This is a genomic window from Sphingobium sp. CECT 9361, assembly GCF_918741285.1.
Taxonomy (GTDB): domain Bacteria; phylum Pseudomonadota; class Alphaproteobacteria; order Sphingomonadales; family Sphingomonadaceae; genus Sphingobium.
In genome coordinates, this window is the sequence record NZ_CAKKNC010000007.1 from 63898 (window position 1) to 84499 (window position 20602).

Here is a 20602-nt window from a genome sequence, read left to right on the forward strand (position 1 = left end):
GCCTATTGGCGCTGTTCCTCGATAAGTGCATCGCCGCCCAACGCGCGATAGAGCGACACCAGATTGCTGGCCCTGACAAGTTGGGTGGCGATGTCGCTGCGCCTTGCAGAGTATAGCGACCGTTGTGCGTCGAGGCTCGACAGGAACGTATCTATCCCACCGCGATAGCGCGCATCGGTCAGCCTGTAGGTATCGGCGGCCGCCTCGACCCGATTGCGATTTGCCCGAAACTGATCGTTGATCGTCCCGCGGCGCGCCAGAGCGTCGGCGACTTCCCGAAAGGCCGACTGTATCGCCTTTTCGTAGGTCGCCAGAGCGGCGTCGCGTTGCGCCTTGCTTTGTGCGACGCCAGCGCGTGCACCCCCCCCGCTGAAGATCGAATAGCTGACATCCGCGCCCGCAGAATAGCTGAACGCACCGCCGGTAAACAGCGACGATAACGCTGTGCTGGCAAGGCTCGCCAAGCCTGTTAGCGATATGCGCGGGAACATCGCCGCACGCGCTGCGCCGATTTCAGCATTGGCCGCGCGTAGTTCATATTCAGCCTGCATGACGTCAGGACGGCGGAGCAGAATGGACGAGTCCAGACCGGCAGGTAACTCCAGAACGGCGCCGGTAACCTCTTCGATTGAGGGCGGCAGCAATGCAGGGTCGACAGGCGCGCCGACAAGAAGTTGCAGCGCGTTGATATCCTGCGCGATGGCTGTGCGCTGTTCGGCCAGATCGGCCTGCGCCGTCGCCAACACCTGTTCGGCTTGGCGTACATCGGTGCGCGGTGCGATGCCGCCTTCCAGCCGCAAGCGCGTCAATTTGACGCTGCGCTCTGCGCTCGTGGCGGTGTCTTGCGCGATTTTCAGCAGGCTTTGGTCTGCGGCATAGGTTAGCCACGCATCGGCGATATCACCCACCAATGTCAGCCTTGTACTCCGCGCCGCTGCCTCCGTCCCGAAGTAGCGCTGGAGCGCTGCGTCCGAAAGCGAACGCAGGCGACCGAACAGATCCAGTTCAAACGCCGTCGTACCGACATCGGCTGTGTACCGGCTGCCCGAGTTAGAAAAGCCGGTATTCCCGCCCGTGTTGCGATTGGTCGCGTTGTCGGAATAGGTATATCCCGCGCTTGTATTGATCTGCGGAAGGATATTGGCCCGATTGACCCGGTATTGCGCACGGGCCGAAGCGATGTTCGCAGCCGCAATCCGCAGGTCGCGATTGTTGAGCAAAGCTTGTTCGATGATCTGCTGAAGCCGGCTATCGGTGAAGAGATCGCGATACGACACCACAGGCGGCATCTCTCCCGATTGCTTCAGATAAGCGTCGCCCACGGGCCATGCTGGCGGCACGGGCGGTTCGGGCTGCACATATTTCGGTGCCATGCTGCACCCGGCAGTCAGGCTGATCAGGATGAGAGCAAAGCGGTTCATGCGGCATGTTCCGGCGAAGCGTCGGGCTTGTGACGCCATTTCTTGAAGCTGTCGCGGGTGGTGCGGCGCACCAGCACGAAGAACAGCGGGATATAGAAGATCGCCAGGATCGTCGCCGTCAGCATCCCGCCAATCACCGCCGTACCGATGGCAATACGGCTGTTCGCCCCGGCACCCGTCGAGATCGCGAGCGGCAGCACGCCGAAGATGAACGCAAGGCTGGTCATCAGGATCGGGCGCAGGCGCAGGCGCGCCGCTTCGAGCGCGGCATCGATGACGCGCTTGCCCTCCTTCTCGGCACGCTCGGCAAATTCGATTACGAGGATAGCGTTCTTGGCAGCCAGGCCCATGGTCGTCAGCAAACCGATCTGCAGATACACGTCGTTTTCAAGACCGCGCAGCGTGACCGCGAAAACGGCCCCCACCAGTCCCAACGGAATGACGAGCATAACGGCCACCGGAATGGTCCAGCTTTCGTACAGAGCAGCAAGGCAGAGAAAGACGACGAGCAGCGAAAGCCCATAGAGCAGCGGCGCTTGCCCGGACGAGAGCCGCTCCTGAAACGATAGCCCCGACCACGCAATCGTGGTGCCCGGAATTTGTCCTGCAAGCTCGGCAATCCGGTCCATCGCATCGCCAGAACTGGTGCCGGGTGCGGCCTGCCCCTGAAATTCGAAGGACGACACGCCCTGAAAGCGCGAGAGTGTCGTCGGTGCCGTCGACCAGGACGTTTGCGCAAAAGACGAAAACGGCGCCATCTGCCCGTTCGATGTGCGCACAAACCAGCGATCGATGTCGGACGGAGATGCGCGGAAGGGTGCATCCCCCTGCACATAAACACGCTTCACGCGGCCCCGATCGACGAAATCATTGACGTACCGGCCGCCCAAAGCCGTGGAAAGGGTGCTGTTGACGTCTGACTGACTTAACCCCAGCACAGCAAGCTTCTGCTGATCTATATCGACCTTCAGCGTTGCGACATCGGGGAGTTCGGTAAGGCGGACGGCACGCAATCGCGGATCATTGTTCGCTTCCGCCAAGAGCTTATCGCGAGCGGCAAGAAACTCTTCCCGCGACATACCGCTGGCATTCTGAAATTGCATCGTGAACCCATTGGATTGCCCCAAACCGCGGATGGCTGGCGGCACGAGTGCGAAAATGCGCGCATCACGGACATTGGAGAATGCAGCGGATGCACGCCCGACAATCGCATCGGCTGAATTTTCGCGCCCAGGACGATCCGCCCAGTCGGTTAAGTTCATGAAGCCCTGACCGGTATTCTGTCCGCTCGCGCCGCCACCGCCGCCGCCAGCCACGGTAAACAGGGTGCGGACGTTCTTCTTTTCGTTTTCCAGCAGGTAGCGCTCGACCTGACGCTGAACTTGGACTGTCCGTCCTTGTGTCGCGCCTGCGGGCAGTTGAAACTGCACGATTGCGGCCCCCTGATCTTCTGTCGGAAGAAAGCTGGTAGGTAGCCGTATGAACAGCAGGACCAGCAGCGCCAAAACTATCGCGTAGATGCCGAGGAACAGCCATTTGCGATCGACCACGCGGGTCACGGCATGGACATATTTGTCGGTGCCCTTTGCGAACCCGCGATTGAACTTGTCCTGCGCGCGCGTGACGAGCGCGGCGCCCTTAGGAAAGCGGCGCGCAAACCAGCCGTCGTCTTCCCGTTCTTCCTTCGACTTTTGTTTAAGCAGCGTTGCGGTCAATGCGGGGCTGAGGATCAGCGCAACCAGGGCAGAAAGAACCATCGCCGACACAATGGTGAGGGAGAACTGCCGATAGATGACGCCGGTCGATCCACCGAAAAATGCCATGGGAAGGAACACAGCGGACAGAACGACTGCGATTGCGACCAGCGCAACCTGAATTTCCCCCATCGACTGTATAGTCGCTTCCTTGGGCGTCATGTCCGGATTTTCATCCATCAGACGCTCGACATTCTCGACCACCACAATGGCGTCATCCACCAGGAGGCCGATGGCCAGGACGAGCCCGAACAGCGTCATCGTATTGATAGAGAAGCCCGCAGCGTAGAAGATAGCGAAAGTGCCGAGCAGGACTACCGGCACCGCAATGGTGGGGATCAGGGTCGCGCGCCAGCTTTGCAGGAAAATGAACATCACGATGACGACCAGCACGATCGCTTCGATCAGCGTTTTGACGACTTCCTCGATAGATAGCTTGATGAATGCCGTAGTGTCGTTTGCGTAACTGAATTTGAAGCCTTGCGGGAAGCCCTTGGCGGCCTTTTCGACCTGCGCTTTGACCAATTCGGCGGTCGCGAGCGCGTCAGCACCGGGCGCTACGGAAATGGCCATGCCAGCACCGGGGTGGGCATTCACCCGACTGATTGCCGCATAGCTTTCCGCCCCCAGTTCGACACGGGCCACGTCGGAAAGGCGGACGGTCGCGCCGCTGGGATCGGTTTTGAGGATGATCGCCTTGAACTGATCGGGCGTCTGTAAACGCGACTGAGCGGTGACGGTGGCGTTGAGCATCTGCGTGGCAGGCTGCGGCTGTCCGCCGATTTCGCCTGCGGCGACTTCGGTATTCTGGTTGGTGATGGCCGTAACCACATCGGCGGGGATCAGCGAAAAGCTCGCCAGCTTGTCCGGATCGAGCCAGATGCGCATGGCATATTGGGCACCGAATACGTTGATGTCGCCCACGCCCGCCGTGCGGGCGAGAGTATCCTGCAGGTTCGAGACAAGGTAATCGGACACGTCCTGATTGGTGCTGCGGTCCGTCTCATCATAGACAGCGACGATCATCAGGAAGTCAGGATTGGACTTGGTGACGCGCAGGCCCTGCTGCTGCACTTGTTGGGGGAGACGCGAGAGCGCTTGCTGGACCTGATTTTGCACCTGCACCTGCGCGATGTCAGGGTCGGTGCCTTTATTGAATGTCGCGCTGATGGTGACCGATCCGCGCGAGCTGGACGACGAACTGAAATAGAGCAGGCCGTCGATGCCCGTCAGTTGCTGCTCGATGACCTGCGTAACGCTGTTCTGGATCGTTTCGGCCGACGCACCGGGATAGGTCGCGCGGACGTTCACCTGCGGCGGGGCGACGTCTGGATATTGCGCGATGGGCAGCGCGTAGATTGCGCCGATGCCCAGCAGCATGACGATGATCGCGATGACCCACGCGAAGATGGGTCGCTCGATGAATATCCTCGACACTGTGCGTCAGCCGCCCTTGTTCTTGTTGGCGGCGGCACCCTGAGGCGCGACAATATTCTGTGGCGTATCGGCGGAGACGGGGCGTATCGGCGCGTCCGGCTTTACGTTGGTCAGACCCTGCACGATGACCTTGTCGCCCGGTTTCAGTCCCTTGGTGACCACCCAATAGGCACCTTGCGTCCGGTCCGCCGTCACCGTCCGCTGAACGGCTTTGTTGTTCGGGCCGACGATGAAGACGGTCGCCGCGCCTCTTGCCGAGCGGCTGAGCGCGGCCTGCGGCACGAGGATGGCATTGGTGTCGACCAACTGCGCGAAGCGGGCGCGGACGAACATGCCGGGGAGCAGCAGCCCGTCCGGATTGCCGAAGCTGGCGCGCAGGGTAACGGTGCCGGTGCTGGCGTTCACCATCACTTCGGAAAACTGGACGGTGCCGGTCTGCCCATATTCGCTGCCGTCTTCCAGGATCAGTTTCACTGCAGCGCTGGGGGCCGCGGCGCCCTGTTGCGAGAGCGAGCGGCGCAGCGCGAGGAGATCGGCGCTCGATTGCTGGATATCGACGAAGATCGGATCGAGCCGCTGGATGACCGACAGCGGATCGGCCTGATTGCTGGTGACGAGCGCGCCTTCGGTGAAGAAGGACCGGCCGATGCGTCCGGTGATCGGCGCGGGGACGCTGGTGAACTGCAGGTTGACCTGCGCGGTGTCGAGTTGGGCGCGGCCTTGCGCGACGGCGGCAGCGGCCTGACGCGCCTGCGCAGCGGCATCGGTATAGTCCTGCTTACTCACCGCTTCGGCTTCGGCGAGGGGACGGAAACGTTCGGCTCTTACGCGGGTCGCTTCGGCATTCGCCTGGGCACTGGCGAGGTTGGCGCGCGCTTCGTTGGCGGCGGCGCGATAGAGGCGCGGGTCGATTTCGTACAATGTCTGGCCTTTGCGGACCAGCGCGCCTTCGGTGAAAAAGCGGCGGCGGATGATGCCGCTGACCTGCGGGCGGACTTCGGACATCTGGTACGCAGCGACACGCCCCGTCAGCTCCACGGTCAGGGGCACGCTTTTCTGCTCCATGACGACAAACCCCACCTGCGGCACAGGCGGGGGCTTCTTGTCTTTATCGTTCCCGCCGCCACAGGCCGCGAGCGGCAGAGCGAGACATGCCGCGAGGGCGAAATGGACGGCGCGGGGCCGAGCAAATGTAAAGCGCAAGGATGTTATCTGCTTGGTTAGTGCGATCGTCATGATCGGGAGCATCGGCTATAGCGCATTAATCGCCCTTCGGTAGCATGGTTACACTTTATTACAGCTCGGGCGCGGGGCCGGAAAGACGCCCTGCCCCGTTTCGCTGGGTTCGCGACAAGTGCCTGCATTTTGGTCGTTATTGATCTGGCGATATTGCCGCACAGGCCCTATCGGGGGCAACCTGCGGATTAACCGATGGACCCTATGACCGACCCGAACAGCTCTGCCCCTGCCGATACCGCCGCCGACGTGCTGGTCATCCCCGATGCGATGGACGCGACGCTGAAGCCCAGTTCCAAGCTGGTGCCCAAGAAGCCGCTGATCATGCGGTTCGGCAAGTGGATGCAGCCCAAGACCAACCGCTGGATCGCCAATTCCGCGACGCTGGGCGATCCGCCGGTCTATGACACCGCGGCATTCCCGTGGGTCAAGGAACTGGAATCGCACTGGGAGACGATCCGGGCGGAGGCCGCTGCGGCGTTGCAGGACCTGGAGAAAGTGCCGCCGCTTGCGACCATCTCCCCTGACCATCGCCGGATTGCGCCGGCGGGGCGGTGGCGGTCGTTCTTCCTCATCGGCTATCGCTATCGCGACGACGCCAATTGCGCCAAGTGCCCCAAGACCATTGCGCTGATCGAGAAGATCGTGCCCGGCCTCAACTCCGCCTTCTTCTCCGTGCTCGTCCCCGGCACGCACATCCCCCCGCATACCGGCGTGACCAAGGCGTTCCTGACCTGCCATCTGGGCATACAGGTGCCGCGTGAGAGCGCGCAGTGCCGGATGCGCGTGGTCGACGACTGGCTGCAGTGGACCGAAGGCAAGGCGTTGATCTTCGACGATTGTTATGACCATGAAGTGCTGAACGAGACCGACGAGACGCGCATCGTCCTGCTGATCCAGTTCAAGCGCCCGGTGGGCATCGTCGGCAAGATCGTCGGCGGGCTGTTCCTCGAAGGCGTCCGCCGCTCCCGCTTCGTGCAGGATGCCCGCAAGGGGATCGCCCAATGGTCGGCGGAGAAGATCGGCTAGAGGCCATCGCCGCAGGCTGTTTTGTCGCCGGAATATCGCGGAAAGCCTCAAAAGCCTCACTACGTCACCACCCACTCGCCCTCCCTGACCCTGTTGGAAGCGGACGACAGGCAGTGTGGATTGGCGCGCGGGTGTAGACAAACAAAGGTTCGGGCCAGCCAATGCTCCCACCCGAAAGGCGCGTGCGGCGTTTGGAAGAGGTGCCGCAACCCCAGTCTATGCCCGCGGCCTACATGTCGCCTGTGCAGTAATGCCGTCAGATGCCGCCTGACTGCTCGCCCCGGACATGGGGACGAAGGGATATGCGGCATGGACGTGCGTGCAATGCGCCGGTCCGGGGTTTATGGCGGGGTGGTAGCGGATTGCGGGGTGTGTAGGACAGGGGATTTAGGTCTGTTCCTCGCTTAAATCTTGCTGCGAACACAGAAAACAGCTAAATCGCACCAATAGTATGATTATGGAGGCGTTGGCTCATGGGAACGGTGCGTAAGACGATTACCCTTACCGAGCAGCAGGATGCGTGGATCGCGGCGCAGATCGACGCGGGGCAATATACCAATGACAGCGAAGCGATCCGCGACCTTATCCGGCGCGAACAGGAACGCAGCTTCGAGATCGACACGATCCGACAGGCGTTGATCGAAGGCGAACAAAGCGGTGCGCCGCAGCCGTTCGATTTCGATGCCTTCCTACAGCGGATGAACGCAGCCAGTGCCTGAGGATAGCGTGCCTGAATATCGCTTCAGTCCCGCCGCTGAGCGTGATCTGACCGAAATCTGGCGCTACACCAGCAAAGAGTGGGGCAAGGAACAGGCCAACCGCTACACACTGGCATTGCAAGCGATGTGCGCCAAGCTGGCGGAGGCACCGCAGCAAGGACAGAGTTGCGCGCATATCCGGCCCGGATATCGGCGGCGTGGCACCGAGCATCATGTCATTTATTATCAAATGACGGACTATGGTATCGCAGTCGTGCGTATTTTGCATCAGCGCATGGATGCCGGTCGGCGGATGTAGAGACGGGGATATGCGGCATGGCAGTCGTGCAGTGCGCCGGTCCGGGGTTTATGGCGGAGTGGTAGCGGATTGGGGGGGGGCGTAGGACAGGGGTTTCGTGGGGGAACGGCGGCGAACAGTGTACGCCAGACACTGTCGTCGGACATGCGCGTGGCCAACTTAGGGGTTACCAAAGACGCTTAAGCATGCCCCTATGGCTTGTGTGTGATAATCAACGATTCATGTCGTTAGGAAGATGATCACCGCGCGGCGGTGAATTCGGTTCTAATGTCGCCATTGTCTTTCCGACCGGCAAGTGACACAACCACTGTGAGAAACGGCGTACAGAAAAATTGATGAATGAAATGACGGAGCGCTTAGCTGGCTGGATCATCACCACCTGCCTTTTTGGGTTACTGCCCGTTATCGCCCGCGCATTCGTATGGACGCTCTTTAATTCTGGTGTCGAACCGATTGCTATCTCCGATTTGGTTGCTTTTGGGCTCGTGATTCACAGTGCGAACATTGGCGAGATCAGCCGTTCGAGTATTTCGGACACTTGGAAAACGGTACTGATCGGACTGGCAGTTGTGTTCATAGTTTTGTACGCGCTACTGCTGTTCACAACGATAGCGTCGGACGGCGACATGAATCATGAGGCTCTGCTACGCGCCACGATCTGGTTGAGCGTGGGATCGTTCATTCTGGGGCTATCGGTCGTCGCCTTCTCGGTTCCGAAGAAGCTGACGGAGTCGGCGGCATGACGAACTCGGCGGTCACCTTTCTAGCTGACTGGCTGCCTTCCATCGTGACCGCTGTATCGATTTTAGGCGCACTCGCTGGCACATGGATTTCCGTAGCCACGCGCAGCCGGTATTATAGCGAATATAGGAGGCGTAAGCGTTGATAATCCGCAGTTTTCTTTACCTCGATTCGCAAAAGCTACGGTCCGCCTCCTCTCAGTTATTCGAGGGCGTGGCCAATTACGTGGTGCATAGCGAGAAGGAGCGCACGGAAGAAACCGAACAACAGAAGGGGCCGGTCGCCAGCGGCCGCCTGCTCGGAGACATCTTTGCGAAGGAGAAGTCTTCCTCTGAAATGCGGTTCCTCGAGGATCATGCCTATTCTATTTTTGAAGGGAGATTGGGGGAATTAGACTTAATTGAGGATTCCTTGGCAGCCGACTTCTCGACCGATTCGCAAAAGGCGTTCTTTAAGATAACCAACAACCTGCGCATCAACGACGTTCGTGCTACCAACAATCTCTTGGAAAAGTTCAACGAGATTGGAGAGGCTCTTGCACGCACAAGCCTGATGTCCGGGGAAGGACTAACTGGCGGCGGTAAGCAGATCAACGACAACGAAATTAAGAAAATTGCGACCAGTAAGGGACTACAACTGGACGCAAAATTCGTGAAGTCGATGCGTTCGCTCATCTCCTTCGGACTGAGCGACGTTCTGGAGGCGAGCCTCGTCACTCACGACCATCTTTTCACCGCCCCGTTAAAGCGCGAGTTCCTTCGAGAGACCGCTGAGATGATCCTGTACAAGTTCTCACGCGTTACTCAGCAGAAATTTTCGATGCTGGGCACAGTGACGCAACGGGGCGGCGTCACGGAGTCCGACGATCAACTTCCCGACGTGAAAGACGCGGAAGGCGTGAAGATGGCGATGCGCACATTGTCCCTACATATGAGAACAGTAGAGCAGGTTTTCCTTGGGCCGTTATCCACTGAACTCGTCATCGATCCTATTGCGATATACACGACAACTTGATATTGCCACCGTTAGGAGAACTATTCACTCTTCTCTCGGCGATGAACTACTCGGTGCCAACCAAAAATATATTTGGCACAGCGACGCACTACCACCCCCACCCAGAAAAACCCCGTGACATCTCCCCCCTAATCCGCTAACGGCCCGCTACCGCGTCCTTCGGGATGCGTCCGTCCGAGACAGTTGGTGAGGGGAATATGCCTCTCTTAATGTCCAGCCTAGACGGGGAAAAGTTCTTTGCCGGATGCGTTTTGCGCGTGCCGGGTCTGCCCTGTTCCTTTTACGAACGATACGGGCCGGCGACCTCTCCCCTTCGGACTAAATGCCCCGTGCGTCGGCGCTTGCGCTGACATGCGGGTTTTGCCGTCTTTCGGATTGTCCGAAAGATAAGAAGTGGAGAATGGCATGGATCGTAATCAAAAATCCGAAGTCGTCACCACGCTGAACGCTACTTTTGCCGAAATCGGCGTTGTCGTGGTTACACGCAACCTCGGTATGACCGTCGCTCAGTCGACGGATCTGCGGCAGAAAATGCGCGATGCCGGTGGCTCCTTCAAGGTTACGAAGAACCGCCTCGCCAAGATCGCGCTCAAGGACACGCAATATGAACAGCTCAGCGACCTGCTGACCGGTCCGATTGCGCTGGCCACGAGCCATGATCCGGTTGCCGCCGCCAAGGTGGCAATCGAATTCGCCAAGACCAACGATAAACTTGAAATCGTTGGCGGTGCGATGGGCAGCATGCTGCTCGATGCGAACGGGGTCAAAGCCCTCGCATCGATGCCGTCTCTGGACGAACTGCGCGCGAAGATTATCGGACTTGTTCAAGCTCCGGCAACCAAGCTCGCTACCGTCATCCAGACACCGGCTTCGCAGCTGGCGCGCGTCTTCAACGCCTATGCGGAAAAGGAAGCCGCGTAACTTTTACGCCGCTTTCGCCCGTTCGTTCGGGCCCGTTACATCGTTTGTAAAACTCTAAGTTAAGGGGGCCTCAAGCCTCCGCCCAGAAAGGTAATGTGAATAACATGGCAGACATCAATGCACTCGTCGAGCAGCTCTCGGCCCTGACCGTCCTCGAAGCCGCCGACCTGTCGAAGGCTCTGGAAGAAAAGTGGGGCGTTTCGGCTGCCGCTGCTGTCGCTGTTGCCGGCCCTGCCGCTGCTGCTGCGCCTGCTGCTGAAGAGCAGACCGAATTCGACGTCATCCTGACCGGCGACGGCGGCAAGAAGATCAACGTCATCAAGGAAGTCCGCGCCATCACCGGCCTGGGTCTGACCGAAGCCAAGACGCTGGTCGAATCCGCTCCCAAGGCGATCAAGGAAGGCGTGAGCAAGGACGAGGCCGAGAAGGTCAAGAAGCAGCTCGAAGAAGCCGGTGCGACCGTAGAACTGAAGTAATTCAGTTTCGTCGCGCGTCTTTCTACAGACGCTCGCACATAGAAAGGGCGGTCCCATGGGGGCCGCCCTTTTTGCTGTCAGCCTGCCTTGCGGATGTCGAGCGGCCCGATGGCGCGGATCACGCGGTCGTTTTCGTAGAAGCGCCCGGTCCCCCGCTCGCTATGCTTGGCGGCGTACAGCGCCTGATCGGCGCGACGCATCAGATCGCGGCGGATATCCCCCGGCTGCATCCGGGCAATGCCGATGGTGCCGGAAATCGTCGCGTTGCAATCGGCGGTGATGACCGGGCGGCGCAGATCGTCCAGAATGTTGCGGGCCAGCGCTTCTATGGCCGCGCGATCGAGCATGCCCCTGGGAATGAGGACGAATTCGTCGCCCCCCAGCCGCGCCACGAAGCAATCGGCATACGCCTCCCCGCGCAGCCGCATCCCCACGGTCTGCAGCAGTTCGTCGCCCGCGACATGCCCCTGCGCATCGTTGACGGCCTTGAACCCGTCGAGGTCGATCAGCAGGATGGCGAGAGTCTCGCCCGTGTCATTGGCCTGCGTCATGCGGTTTTCCATCTCCGCCTCGAACGCGGCGCGATTGGCCAGACCGGTCAACGTATCGCTATGGGCCGACGCGCGCAGCATCTGCTCTATGCGGTAACGCTGCGTCACGTCCTGAAACACGCCGAACAGCGCCACGGGAACGCCGTCCAGCATTTCCAGCTCGCCAAGACTGCGCACGCGACGCAAATCGCCCTGCGCGGTCAGGAAATCGGTTTCGATGTCATATGGCGCGCCCGTTTCAATCGTATTGGCAATCGCGGCTGCAATTTCGGCGCGGGCACGGGGCGGGTAAAATTCCATTGCCGTGTTCAGCGGCGGCGCATCGCTGACCGGAAGGCCGTGAATGGCGAAAACCTGATCCGACCAGAATAAATGCTGGTCCAGCATATCGAGACGAAAATAGCCGAGCGTCGCCATCCGTTCCGCTTGCTGGAATTTGCGGCGTTCATACGCCAGCTCATGCGCCGCGTGATGCTGTTCCTGCGCATGATCGACCGCGCGCAGAGCCAGCCGTCGACTCTCGATCAAGGTTACGGCGACATCGGCGAGTTCGCGCAGCCCCTGAATTTCGTCGGGCGACAGGATGCGGGGGGCGTAATCGATGACGCACAGCGTTCCGATTGCCGCGGCAGTGCCGCCATCCTTGCCATGGACCATCAGGGGAATGCCGGCGTAGAAAACTATGCCGGGATCGCCGGTGACCAGCGGATTGGACGCAAAGCGCGAATCGTCTCGCGCATCCTCCACCATGAAAATCTCGGATTGCCCGATAGTGTGGTCGCAAAAAGCGATGTCGCGCGAGGTCTGCTCCGCATCGAGTCCGCACCGCGCCTTGAACCATTGCCGTTCCGCATCGACCAGAGCGATCAGCGCAATCGGGGCATGTGCAACCCGCCGCGCCAGCGATGCAATCGCGTCGAAGGCCGGTTCGGCCGGGGTATCCAGAAGCTGCGCATCGGCCAGCACCTGAAGGCGATAAAGTTCGTGACTATCGTGGGAAGTAATATGCCGACTGCTCATGAAGAGGGGTTAGCGATTCAAGGTTAAGAAAGCTGCTATTACTGTTCGCAAATACGACGAAGCGAGCGCCGGACCGGACGTGTATAGCCTGCGCCCGTGCCGCCGCTGGCGCGTCAGGGGCTTCCCCGCTAAAGGCAGGCGCATGTTGCGTATTTCCGAAATAAAACTGCCGCTGGATCACCCTGTCGAGGCTTTGCGCGAGGCTGTGCTGGCGCGGCTGGCGATTCCGTCCGACGCGCTGATCGACTTTCACATTGCGCGGCGGGCCAATGATGCGCGGCGCAAGTCGGCGATTCTGATGGTCTATTCGGTGGACGTGACGCTGGCCGACGAAGCCGAGGTGCAGGCGCGCTTTGCCGGCGACGTGCATGTGCGGCCGACGCCCGATACGGCGTATCGCTTTGTGGCGACGGCACCGGCGATGGCGGGTCGCCTGCGCCCCGTGGTGATCGGCACCGGGCCATGCGGCCTGTTCGCGGGGCTAATTCTGGCGCAGATGGGTTTCCGCCCGATCATTCTGGATCGCGGCAAGGTGGTGCGGGAGCGGACCAAGGATACCTGGGGGCTGTGGCGGCGCAGCGTGCTGAACCCCGAATCCAATGTGCAGTTCGGCGAAGGCGGGGCTGGCACGTTTTCGGACGGCAAGCTCTACAGCCAGATAAAAGACCCGCGCTTTCTGGGCCGCAAGGTGCTGACCGAGTTCGTGAAGGCAGGCGCGCCGCCGGAGATCCTGACCGAAGCGCATCCGCATATCGGCACGTTCCGGCTGGTGACGATGGTGGAGAGCATCCGCGAGACCATCGAGGGACTGGGCGGCGAATATCGGTTCGGGCAGCGGGTGGACGACATCGACGTCGAGACGCGCGCCGATGGGACGCGGGCGATCCGTGGGGTGCACCTTCACACCGGCGACTATCTGGAGGCGGACCATGTCGTGCTGGCCATCGGGCACAGCGCACGTGACACGTTCGAGATGCTGCATGAGCGCGGCGTGTTCATCGAACCGAAGCCCTTTTCGATCGGTGTGCGGATCGAGCATCCGCAATCGTGGATCGACAAGGCGCGGTTCGGGTCATGCGCGGGGCATCCCGATCTTGGTGCGGCGGCGTACAGCCTGTCGCATCACTGCGCGAACGGGCGAACGGTCTACAGCTTTTGCATGTGTCCGGGCGGGCGCGTGGTCGCCGCGACTTCGGAAGAAGGCCGCGTCGCGACCAATGGCATGAGCCAATATTCGCGGCAGGAGTTCAATGCGAATTCCGGCATCGTCGTGGGGATCGACCCGGCACGCGATTATCCCGATGGACCGCTGGCGGGAATCGCGTTGCAGCGGCATTTTGAATCGCTGGCCTATGTCGCGGGGGGATCGACCTATGCGGCGCCGGGGCAGAAGCTGGGGGATTTCCTCGCGGGGCGTCCATCGACGGAATTGGGCGACGTCATTCCGTCCTATAAGCCCGGTGTGCACCTGACCGATCTGGCGCAATGTCTGCCCGATTTCGCGGTGGAGGCGATGCGCGAAGCGTTGCCGGTGTTCGGGCGGCAGATACCCAATTACGCGCATCCCGACGCGATGATGACCGGCGTGGAAACGCGCACGTCGTCACCGATCCGGATTACGCGCGGCAAGGATTTTCAGAGCCTCAACACTGCGCGTCTGTATCCGGCGGGGGAAGGTGCAGGCTATGCTGGCGGGATATTGTCGGCGGCGGTGGATGGGATCAAGGTCGCCGAGGCCTTGGCGTTGAGTATGATGGCTTAGGGGTAGTCATTAGGAACGGACGTCCGCCGTTTAATTAACGTCATGCTGAACTCGTTTCAGCATCCATTCCGCCATTTCAGGCGGATGTGCGTGGGGAGAAATGGACCCTGAAACAAGTTCAGGGTGACGGCTCTTTATGCTGCACGCTTCGTAGAACAGCTCGACTTCGCTAAAAGACTCTACGGCTTTCGCTTCGGCACGCCGAGCAGCCAAGGTTTGGGCTGGCCGGTGGGTTTGGCGACGCCATCCAGCCGCTCCGCCTTGATGATCTGGACCGGGCGGAGGATCATCTGTCCGCGCATCGGGCCGGTGCCGCCGCCGGTGGGGAGCGCGAGGATTTTGCGCACCACGTCCATGCCCGACACCACATGCCCAAAAGCCGCATAGCCGGGATACGCGCCGCTGGCGTCCATGCTGACGATCGGGCCTATGGTGATGAAGAAATTGCCCATTGCCGATCCCGGCTTGCCGCCGCGCGCCATGGAGATGGTGGCATCGGTATGCTTGATGCCCGTCTGCGTCGTTGGCTCATGCTTGACGGGCGGCAGGCTGCGGCGGGTGTTGGTATCTATGCCGCCCTGAATGAGCCCCATTTTCGGGGCGCTTTTCCGTCGTGCCGCCCGATAGAAGGTGGTGCCGTCGAAGCGGCCATCGTCGACATAGGCCATGAAGTTGCGCGTGGTGAGCGGCGCTTTCCGTGCGTCCAGCGCGACGACGAAGGCACCACTGGAGGTGACCAGCCGCACGCGGATGATGCCGGGTGTCGCCCCTGCCGGCTTTGCCTCCGCCACACCAACGCAGAACAAAGCCAAACAAGCCAACAAGGCGCGCACCATAAGGAGCATTGAGGGCAAGTTCCGGATCAGCGCAGCATCATTCGACAGCGCCCCACAGGCTGGCCGTGCGCACGAAACCCTTGCGGCCGCCCACGTCGAGCGCGCACCAGCCGGAGCCGCAATCCTTCACGCGGCCGACCACGCCCGGCTGGACCCGGTACAGCAGCTTGCCGTCATCCCCCGCCCTTTCCCGCATTTCGGTGATGCTGCCGGTCACGATGGCGGTGGCGGTGTCGCTGAGCAGGCGGACGTGCATCCAGCCTTGTACGCCGCTGCTGTCCTCGATCTTGCGCCAGTTGCCGAGCACCTTCACGACCTTCACAGGCAAGTCGCGACGTCGATAGATCCAGTTGCTGGGATAATCGAGGTTCGGGCCGACACGCATCCGTGCCTCCGGCTCCGAAATCGAGGCCCAATAGGGAACGGGCTTGACCGAATTGGCCTGTGCTGGCGTCGCCAGCAGCAGCGCCGCCGGGATAGCGGCCAACATCGCGGATATCCGCATGATTTTCGATTGCACCATATGCGGTGTCCCTGCCTCATTCTCTAGTCTTATGGCCTGCTTGCCATCAGCGGCGATCCGGTTCAACCATCCTGTAACGCCATAAGCCCTTGACCTCCACACCACCCCGGCATAGCGGCAGGACATGGCCAAACGACCTCGCCCGGCAAAACCCACCGTCATCGTAACCCGGCGCTTGCCTGCGTCTGTCGAAAGCCGGATGGGCGAGTTGTTCGACACCCGCTTCCGCACCGACGACACGCCGATGACGCGCGCCGAATTGGCGCAGGCCATCGACGCTTGCGACGTGCTGGTACCGACGGTGACCGATCACATCGACGCGGAACTGTTCGCCGGGGCATCGGACAGGCTGCAACTGATTGCCAGTTTCGGCAGCGGGGTCGATCATATCGACTTGCGCGCTGCGCGGGCCAAGGGGGTGATCGTCACCAACACGCCCGGCGTGCTGACCGAAGATACCGCCGACATGACGATGGCGCTGATCCTGTCCGTGCCGCGCCGCCTCGCCGAAGGCGAAAAGCTGGTGCGGTCCGGCACTTGGGCGGGATGGAGCCCATCGGGGATGCTGGGCCACCGGATCGGCGGCAAGCGGCTGGGCATCATCGGCATGGGCCGGATCGGTCAGGCCGTGGCGCGCCGTGCCGCTGCCTTCGGGCTTTCGATTTCCTATCACAATCGCCATCGCCTGCCCGAAGCGGTGGAGCGCGAGACAGGCGCGTTGTGGCATCCCGATCTGGACGTGCTGCTGGAAACCAGCGACATTATTTCGGTCAACTGCCCGCTCAATGACGACAGCCGGGGGATGATCGACGCGCGGCGGATCGGGTTGATCGAACCGTCCGCCTATTTCATCAACACCTCACGCGCGGAAATCACCGACGAAAGCGCGCTTGTCGATGCACTGGCGGCGGGCAAGATCGCGGGCGCGGGGCTGGACGTGTATGCGCATGAGCCTGCGGTGGATCAGCGCTTGCTTTCGCTATCGAATGTCGTGCTGTTGCCGCATGTGGGATCGGCCACCATCGAAGGCCGCGATGCCACGGGTGCGAAGGTGATTGCCAATATCCGTACCTGGGTGGATGGGCATCGGCCCCCGGATCAGGTGCTGGAGGGGTGGGTTTAACCACCCCCTTCTGTCAGCCCCGCTTGCGCAGGAACCCCTGCGTTGCTTCGGGCGCGCCGCGATAGGCTTCCTGAAACTCCGCGCTCCAGTACATCAGATGGTCGAGCGGGATGCGCTCGCCGCTGATTGCGCAGAGCACGAACTGGCCGGGACGGACGACGTCGAAATGCGGCGTTCCGTATTCTATCACCGCAAGACCGGGAATATCCGCCATCAATCGCCCGTCAGGATGCGGTCGACGAGTTGCTTAACGGTCGGCACGAACCCGTTGGAATAGAACGGGTCTTTGCCGAAGCGATAGGCACCGTGGCCTGCGAACATCAGGTTCTGATCGACCGGACCGCCATGGGCGATATCCTGCAACGTCTTCTGGATGCAGAAGCTGCGCGGATCGGCAAGGCGACCGGTGGAGTTGGTGTCGCTGTCCATCCAGCTTGAGAAAGCGCATTGCGAGAGGCAACCCATGCAATCGGCCTGATCCTTGCGGATGACGCCCTTGTCTTCGTCGGTCACGAACACAAGTGTGTTGTCGGGCGTCTTGAGCGCACTGGTGAAGCCTGCGCCGAACCATTCGCGCGCGCGCATCAGGTCGTTGCGGGTAACCCAGAAATTCTTGCCCTTCACGCCCACATCGAGCTGATGCGTGTGATCGCCTGCCTGCTCCATGCTGAACGCGATCTGCCGTTCGGAACGGTTTTCCAGATGGCGGAGGAACGGGTTGCGGACGGCGGAGGAATAAAAGCCGGTCGGCGAGAAGCGATGCAGCAGGATATCGCCCTCCTGCAACTGCGTAAGCTGGTCTTTCCAATCCTGCGGGATCGGGCTTTCCTGCGTCAGCAGCGGGCGCGTGCCGAACTGGAACGCTATCGTCCCCAGCTCCGGATTTTCGATCCAGTCGTTCCAGTCGCGCAGATGCCAGACGCCGCCAGCCATCACGATGGGCACATCGTCCGAAATGCCGCCTTCGCGCATGGTGTCGCGCAAGGCCTTCACGCGGGGATAGGGATCTTCAGGCTTGCGGGGGTCTTCCGCATTGGAGAGGCCGTTGTGGCCGCCCGCGAGCCAGGGATCTTCATAGACGACGGCAGAGAGGAAATCCGCTGCCTTGCTGTAGGCGCGCTTCCACAGCGCGCGGAAAGCGCGGCCCGAGGAAACGATCGGCAGATAGCTGACATTATAGGACGCCGCAATTTCGCTCAGCTTATAAGGCATCCCTGCGCCGCAGGTGACGCCCGCGACCATGCCGCGCGTCTTTTCCAGCACGCCATGCAGGATACGCTGCGCGCCGCCCATTTCCCACAGGACGTTGATGTTGATCGCACCCTTGCCGCCCGCGATCTCATACGCGCGCTTCACCTGTTCGACAGCGCCGTCGATGGCGTAGGCGATCAGTTCTTCGTGGCGGTCGCGGCGTGTCTTGGCGTGATAGATTTGCGGAATGATCTTGCCGGTGGCGTCATAGCTGTCGGCGTTGACGGCGGAAACCGTGCCGATCCCGCCCGCAGCGGCCCATGCGCCGGAGCTGTTGTGGTTCGAAACGGCGACGCCCTTGCCGCCCTCGACCAGCGGCCACACTTCGCGACCGCCATAAACGATGGGCTTTAATCCCTTGAACAATTCACGCTCCCAAAAAGCATCGAGTGAATAACCGCTACGGATGCCCTAGCCGGAAAGATTGGATGCTGTACCAATATTTCGGCATCATGGGGCAGAAAATCTGGCGCGCCCTAGCGCAAAACGTCCGGCCTTGCCAGAGCCATACCATAGAGACGCGCATAAGCGTCGAACATGGCGTCCTGTCCATATCGTGTGCGCGCCCGTCTCTGGTTCGCGTTACCCAGGCTTTGCCGTAGATCGGCATCGCTGGCGAGGCGATCAAGGGCAGTTGATAACCCCGCCTCATCGGATGCGACGAATGGAAGGTTTTCTGGCGATAGCATCGCGGCGACATCGCCGACAGCGGTGGAGGCCACTGGTAGCCCCGCTGCCATCGCCTCGACCAGCGAGATGGGGAATTGTTCGCTGTCCGATGACAGGGCGAAGATATCGAAATGCCCCATGAACCGCCATGGCTGCGCCTGAAACCCCGCAAGGTGGATATCGTCGAGACCGTGCGCGGCAGCTTCGCGGGCGATGGTGTCGCGCTCCGGCCCCTCCCCCACGATCAGCAGTTGCAGGCGGTCGCGGTGCGGGGCGATGGCGCGGACGAGGCGGGGGATATTCTTGACGGTGCGCAGGCCCGCCAGCGTGCCGACCACCAGCTTGCCGGGTGTCCGCACGAAACCGGGGAGTGCGTCCGGAAGTGGCGGTGCGCCATAGCGGGCAAGGTCGATGCCATTGGGGATCAGGTGCACCCTATCGCGCGGCTGATGCCACGGGCCGAGCGCGATCCGTTCCAGCACGGTCGAAGGGACCACCAAAGCCGATGCGCGCGACAGGCCGAAGCGGCGATACAGATTGCGCGCGGGTTTGAGGCCATTGGCTTCGTCGGCGTTGAAGCCGTCTTCATGGTGGATGAGCGGCGGCAAGCGCATGGATCGCGCGAAAAGCCGATGCGCGAAAACCGCATCCATGGCCCCCCAATTATAGGTCAGGATCAGATCGTGGCCCTGCATGGACCGGGCGATAGCGCGGAAGCGGGACAGGCCGGGCCGTCCCTGCAAGGGCGGAGGGTCAGGATAAGAAACCGATATGTCTTTGTTAATTGCCGACGCAGCGCCCATCGCCCCCGCCACACCGCTGACCACGCTATGCGTTGCGCGCGGTCCCCAGTGGTTCATCAACTGGACCGCCCGTGCTTCCTTGCCCCCCAGATCGAAACTGCTGTGAAGATGCAGCAGGCGGGGCGGGTCAGCCATTGGCGCGGACGCGCTCCAGCAAGGCGTCGACGGCGGAGACGGCCTGCGGCTCGGCCAGTGTCGGGGCGTGACCGACGCGCGGAACGGTCGTCAGCGTAGCGGTCGCGCCGATTTCGCGCACCATGCGGTCGGCTGTGGCGGCACTGAGCAGATCGGATCGCTCGCCGCGCAGAATGAGGGTCGGGACATTGCGGAACCCCGCCATCGACGGCCACAGATCGACACCCGCCTCGCCGCCCGGCACACGCAGCGGCTCGGCGATCCGCATGTCGTAATCCAGCACCACACGACCGCTGCTGTTCAGGCGATACAGCCGCTTGGCCATGCCCAGCCAATCCTCCAGCGTATAGTCGGGATAGACATCCGCATTGTTCTCCGAAAGCGCACGCGCGGCATGGACCCAGGTCGCATGCGTGCTACCGCTGCCGACATAGCCACGGATACGCGCCAGCCCCGCTTCCTCGATCAACGGGCCGACATCGTTCAGTATTGCCCCCGCCAGCCGGTCGGGCCGAGTCGCCGCCATCAGCATCGCGATGATCCCGCCCAGCGACGTGCCGACCACGACGAAGCGCGTCAGGGCCAGATCGGCCAGCAATCGCTCCAGATCCTGCAGATAGGTGAGCGGCACATAAGTCATGGGGTCTTTGGCATAAGCGCTTTCCGCCCTGCCCCGCAGGTCCGGACAGATCAGCCGCCATTGACCGCCAAGCCGGTCCGCCAACGGCTCGAAATCGCGTGCGTTGCGTGTCAGGCCGGGCAGGCACAGGAGCACCGGCCGGTCGTCCCCGCCGCCCGCATAGTCCCGATAATGCAACCGCAGGCCGTCATTCGACCACCAAAAAGCGTCGCGATATTCTGACAAGCTTGATCCTTCCGCGCT

General features: G+C 61.4%; 18 protein-coding genes and 1 pseudogene. 9 read left to right on the top strand and 10 right to left on the bottom strand.

What is annotated here, in order from left to right:
- Nucleotides 1-2: 2 nt before the first annotated feature.
- From LQ220_RS11770 to LQ220_RS11780, 3 genes are read right to left on the bottom strand one after another with little or no spacing between them, the layout of a single operon-like run.
- Nucleotides 3-1421 (bottom strand): efflux transporter outer membrane subunit, encoded by a 1419-nt coding sequence (locus tag LQ220_RS11770; RefSeq protein WP_230188484.1) that lies wholly within the window; start codon nucleotides 1419-1421, stop codon nucleotides 3-5.
- Nucleotides 1418-4612 carry an efflux RND transporter permease subunit gene (locus LQ220_RS11775; protein ID WP_230188485.1) on the bottom strand — a complete coding sequence of 1065 codons (3195 nt, stop codon included), beginning with the start codon at nucleotides 4610-4612 and terminating at the stop codon, nucleotides 1418-1420. Before LQ220_RS11775 ends, LQ220_RS11770 begins: the two co-directional genes overlap by 4 nt.
- Nucleotides 4613-4618: 6 nt before the next feature.
- Nucleotides 4619-5848: an efflux RND transporter periplasmic adaptor subunit gene (locus tag LQ220_RS11780; RefSeq protein ID WP_230188486.1), complete on the bottom strand. Its 1230-nt coding sequence runs from the start codon at nucleotides 5846-5848 to the stop codon at nucleotides 4619-4621.
- 195 nt (nucleotides 5849-6043) lie between these two features.
- On the opposite strand from LQ220_RS11780, the gene LQ220_RS11785 reads away from it, so the two are divergent.
- The 7 genes from LQ220_RS11785 to rplL all read left to right on the top strand — a co-directional run bounded on the left by LQ220_RS11785 (nucleotide 6044) and on the right by rplL (nucleotide 11046).
- Nucleotides 6044-6877: an aspartyl/asparaginyl beta-hydroxylase domain-containing protein gene (locus LQ220_RS11785; protein WP_230188487.1), complete on the top strand. Its 834-nt coding sequence runs from the start codon at nucleotides 6044-6046 to the stop codon at nucleotides 6875-6877.
- 473 nt (nucleotides 6878-7350) lie between these two features.
- Entirely contained in the window at nucleotides 7351-7596 is a 246-nt protein-coding gene (locus LQ220_RS11790; RefSeq protein ID WP_230188488.1) for a type II toxin-antitoxin system ParD family antitoxin, read from the top strand.
- Nucleotides 7589-7894, top strand: a complete 306-nt coding sequence (locus LQ220_RS11795; protein WP_230188489.1) for a type II toxin-antitoxin system RelE/ParE family toxin — start codon at nucleotides 7589-7591, stop codon at nucleotides 7892-7894. Before LQ220_RS11790 ends, LQ220_RS11795 begins: the two co-directional genes overlap by 8 nt.
- 335 nt (nucleotides 7895-8229) lie before the next feature.
- Nucleotides 8230-8637, top strand: a complete 408-nt coding sequence (locus LQ220_RS11800; protein WP_230188490.1) for a hypothetical protein — start codon at nucleotides 8230-8232, stop codon at nucleotides 8635-8637.
- 139 nt (nucleotides 8638-8776) lie between these two features.
- A complete protein-coding gene (locus tag LQ220_RS11805; RefSeq protein WP_230188491.1) occupies nucleotides 8777-9649 on the top strand; it encodes a hypothetical protein in 873 nt (290 codons plus the stop codon).
- 405 nt (nucleotides 9650-10054) lie between these two features.
- Nucleotides 10055-10570, top strand: coding sequence for a 50S ribosomal protein L10 (gene rplJ, locus LQ220_RS11810; RefSeq protein WP_230188492.1), 516 nt, complete (start codon nucleotides 10055-10057; stop codon nucleotides 10568-10570).
- Nucleotides 10571-10674: 104 nt separating this feature from the next.
- Entirely contained in the window at nucleotides 10675-11046 is a 372-nt protein-coding gene (gene rplL / locus LQ220_RS11815) for a 50S ribosomal protein L7/L12 (RefSeq protein ID WP_230188493.1), read from the top strand.
- Between the two features lie 77 nt (nucleotides 11047-11123).
- Here rplL and LQ220_RS11820 read toward each other — a convergent pair whose 3' ends face one another.
- On the bottom strand, nucleotides 11124-12617 hold the full coding sequence (locus LQ220_RS11820; RefSeq protein WP_230188494.1) for a diguanylate cyclase: 1494 nt from the start codon (nucleotides 12615-12617) through the stop codon (nucleotides 11124-11126).
- A gap of 142 nt (nucleotides 12618-12759) precedes the next feature.
- On the opposite strand from LQ220_RS11820, the gene LQ220_RS11825 reads away from it, so the two are divergent.
- On the top strand, nucleotides 12760-14379 hold the full coding sequence (locus tag LQ220_RS11825) for an NAD(P)/FAD-dependent oxidoreductase (RefSeq protein WP_230188495.1): 1620 nt from the start codon (nucleotides 12760-12762) through the stop codon (nucleotides 14377-14379).
- A 179-nt stretch (nucleotides 14380-14558) separates the two neighbouring features.
- Here the strand turns inward: LQ220_RS11825 and LQ220_RS11830 are convergent, their stop codons facing one another.
- Nucleotides 14559-15224, bottom strand: a complete 666-nt coding sequence (locus tag LQ220_RS11830) for a peptidylprolyl isomerase (protein WP_230188496.1) — start codon at nucleotides 15222-15224, stop codon at nucleotides 14559-14561.
- Between the two features lie 28 nt (nucleotides 15225-15252).
- A pseudogene (locus tag LQ220_RS11835) lies at nucleotides 15253-15645 on the bottom strand (SH3 domain-containing protein); the annotation flags it as partial.
- Nucleotides 15646-15862: 217 nt separating this feature from the next.
- On the opposite strand from LQ220_RS11835, the gene LQ220_RS11840 reads away from it, so the two are divergent.
- Complete coding sequence (locus tag LQ220_RS11840) at nucleotides 15863-16861, top strand: D-glycerate dehydrogenase (protein ID WP_230188497.1); 999 nt, start codon at nucleotides 15863-15865, stop codon at nucleotides 16859-16861.
- 13 nt (nucleotides 16862-16874) lie between these two features.
- Here LQ220_RS11840 and LQ220_RS11845 read toward each other — a convergent pair whose 3' ends face one another.
- From LQ220_RS11845 to LQ220_RS11860, 4 genes are all read right to left on the bottom strand, one after another.
- Nucleotides 16875-17075 carry a DUF2093 domain-containing protein gene (locus LQ220_RS11845; RefSeq protein WP_230188498.1) on the bottom strand — a complete coding sequence of 67 codons (201 nt, stop codon included), beginning with the start codon at nucleotides 17073-17075 and terminating at the stop codon, nucleotides 16875-16877.
- The gene (locus LQ220_RS11850; RefSeq protein ID WP_230188499.1) at nucleotides 17075-18478 is read right to left on the bottom strand and encodes a nitronate monooxygenase; all 1404 of its coding nucleotides are present in this window, start codon (nucleotides 18476-18478) and stop codon (nucleotides 17075-17077) included. Before LQ220_RS11850 ends, LQ220_RS11845 begins: the two co-directional genes overlap by 1 nt.
- Nucleotides 18479-18588: 110 nt before the next feature.
- On the bottom strand, nucleotides 18589-19719 hold the full coding sequence (locus LQ220_RS11855) for a glycosyltransferase (RefSeq protein ID WP_230188500.1): 1131 nt from the start codon (nucleotides 19717-19719) through the stop codon (nucleotides 18589-18591).
- Nucleotides 19712-20584: an alpha/beta hydrolase gene (locus LQ220_RS11860; RefSeq protein ID WP_230188501.1), complete on the bottom strand. Its 873-nt coding sequence runs from the start codon at nucleotides 20582-20584 to the stop codon at nucleotides 19712-19714. The genes LQ220_RS11855 and LQ220_RS11860 overlap by 8 nt, the downstream gene beginning before the upstream one ends.
- Nucleotides 20585-20602 lie beyond the last annotated feature (18 nt).

Excerpts from the sequence above, each read along its gene's own strand:
- LQ220_RS11770 (WP_230188484.1), bottom strand. The coding sequence starts at position 1,421 with ATGAACCGCTTTGCTCTCATCCTGATCAGCCTGACTGCCGGGTGCAGC.
- LQ220_RS11780 (WP_230188486.1), bottom strand. The coding sequence starts at position 5,848 with ATGACGATCGCACTAACCAAGCAGATAACATCCTTGCGCTTTACATTT.
- LQ220_RS11785 (WP_230188487.1), top strand. The coding sequence starts at position 6,044 with ATGGACCCTATGACCGACCCGAACAGCTCTGCCCCTGCCGATACCGCC.
- LQ220_RS11790 (WP_230188488.1), top strand. The coding sequence starts at position 7,351 with ATGGGAACGGTGCGTAAGACGATTACCCTTACCGAGCAGCAGGATGCG.
- LQ220_RS11800 (WP_230188490.1), top strand. The coding sequence starts at position 8,230 with ATGAATGAAATGACGGAGCGCTTAGCTGGCTGGATCATCACCACCTGC.
- rplJ (WP_230188492.1), top strand. The coding sequence starts at position 10,055 with ATGGATCGTAATCAAAAATCCGAAGTCGTCACCACGCTGAACGCTACT.
- rplL (WP_230188493.1), top strand. The coding sequence starts at position 10,675 with ATGGCAGACATCAATGCACTCGTCGAGCAGCTCTCGGCCCTGACCGTC.
- LQ220_RS11820 (WP_230188494.1), bottom strand. The coding sequence starts at position 12,617 with ATGAGCAGTCGGCATATTACTTCCCACGATAGTCACGAACTTTATCGC.
- LQ220_RS11825 (WP_230188495.1), top strand. The coding sequence starts at position 12,760 with ATGTTGCGTATTTCCGAAATAAAACTGCCGCTGGATCACCCTGTCGAG.
- LQ220_RS11830 (WP_230188496.1), bottom strand. The coding sequence starts at position 15,224 with ATGCTCCTTATGGTGCGCGCCTTGTTGGCTTGTTTGGCTTTGTTCTGC.
- LQ220_RS11840 (WP_230188497.1), top strand. The coding sequence starts at position 15,863 with ATGGCCAAACGACCTCGCCCGGCAAAACCCACCGTCATCGTAACCCGG.
- LQ220_RS11845 (WP_230188498.1), bottom strand. The coding sequence starts at position 17,075 with ATGGCGGATATTCCCGGTCTTGCGGTGATAGAATACGGAACGCCGCAT.
- LQ220_RS11855 (WP_230188500.1), bottom strand. The coding sequence starts at position 19,719 with ATGGCTGACCCGCCCCGCCTGCTGCATCTTCACAGCAGTTTCGATCTG.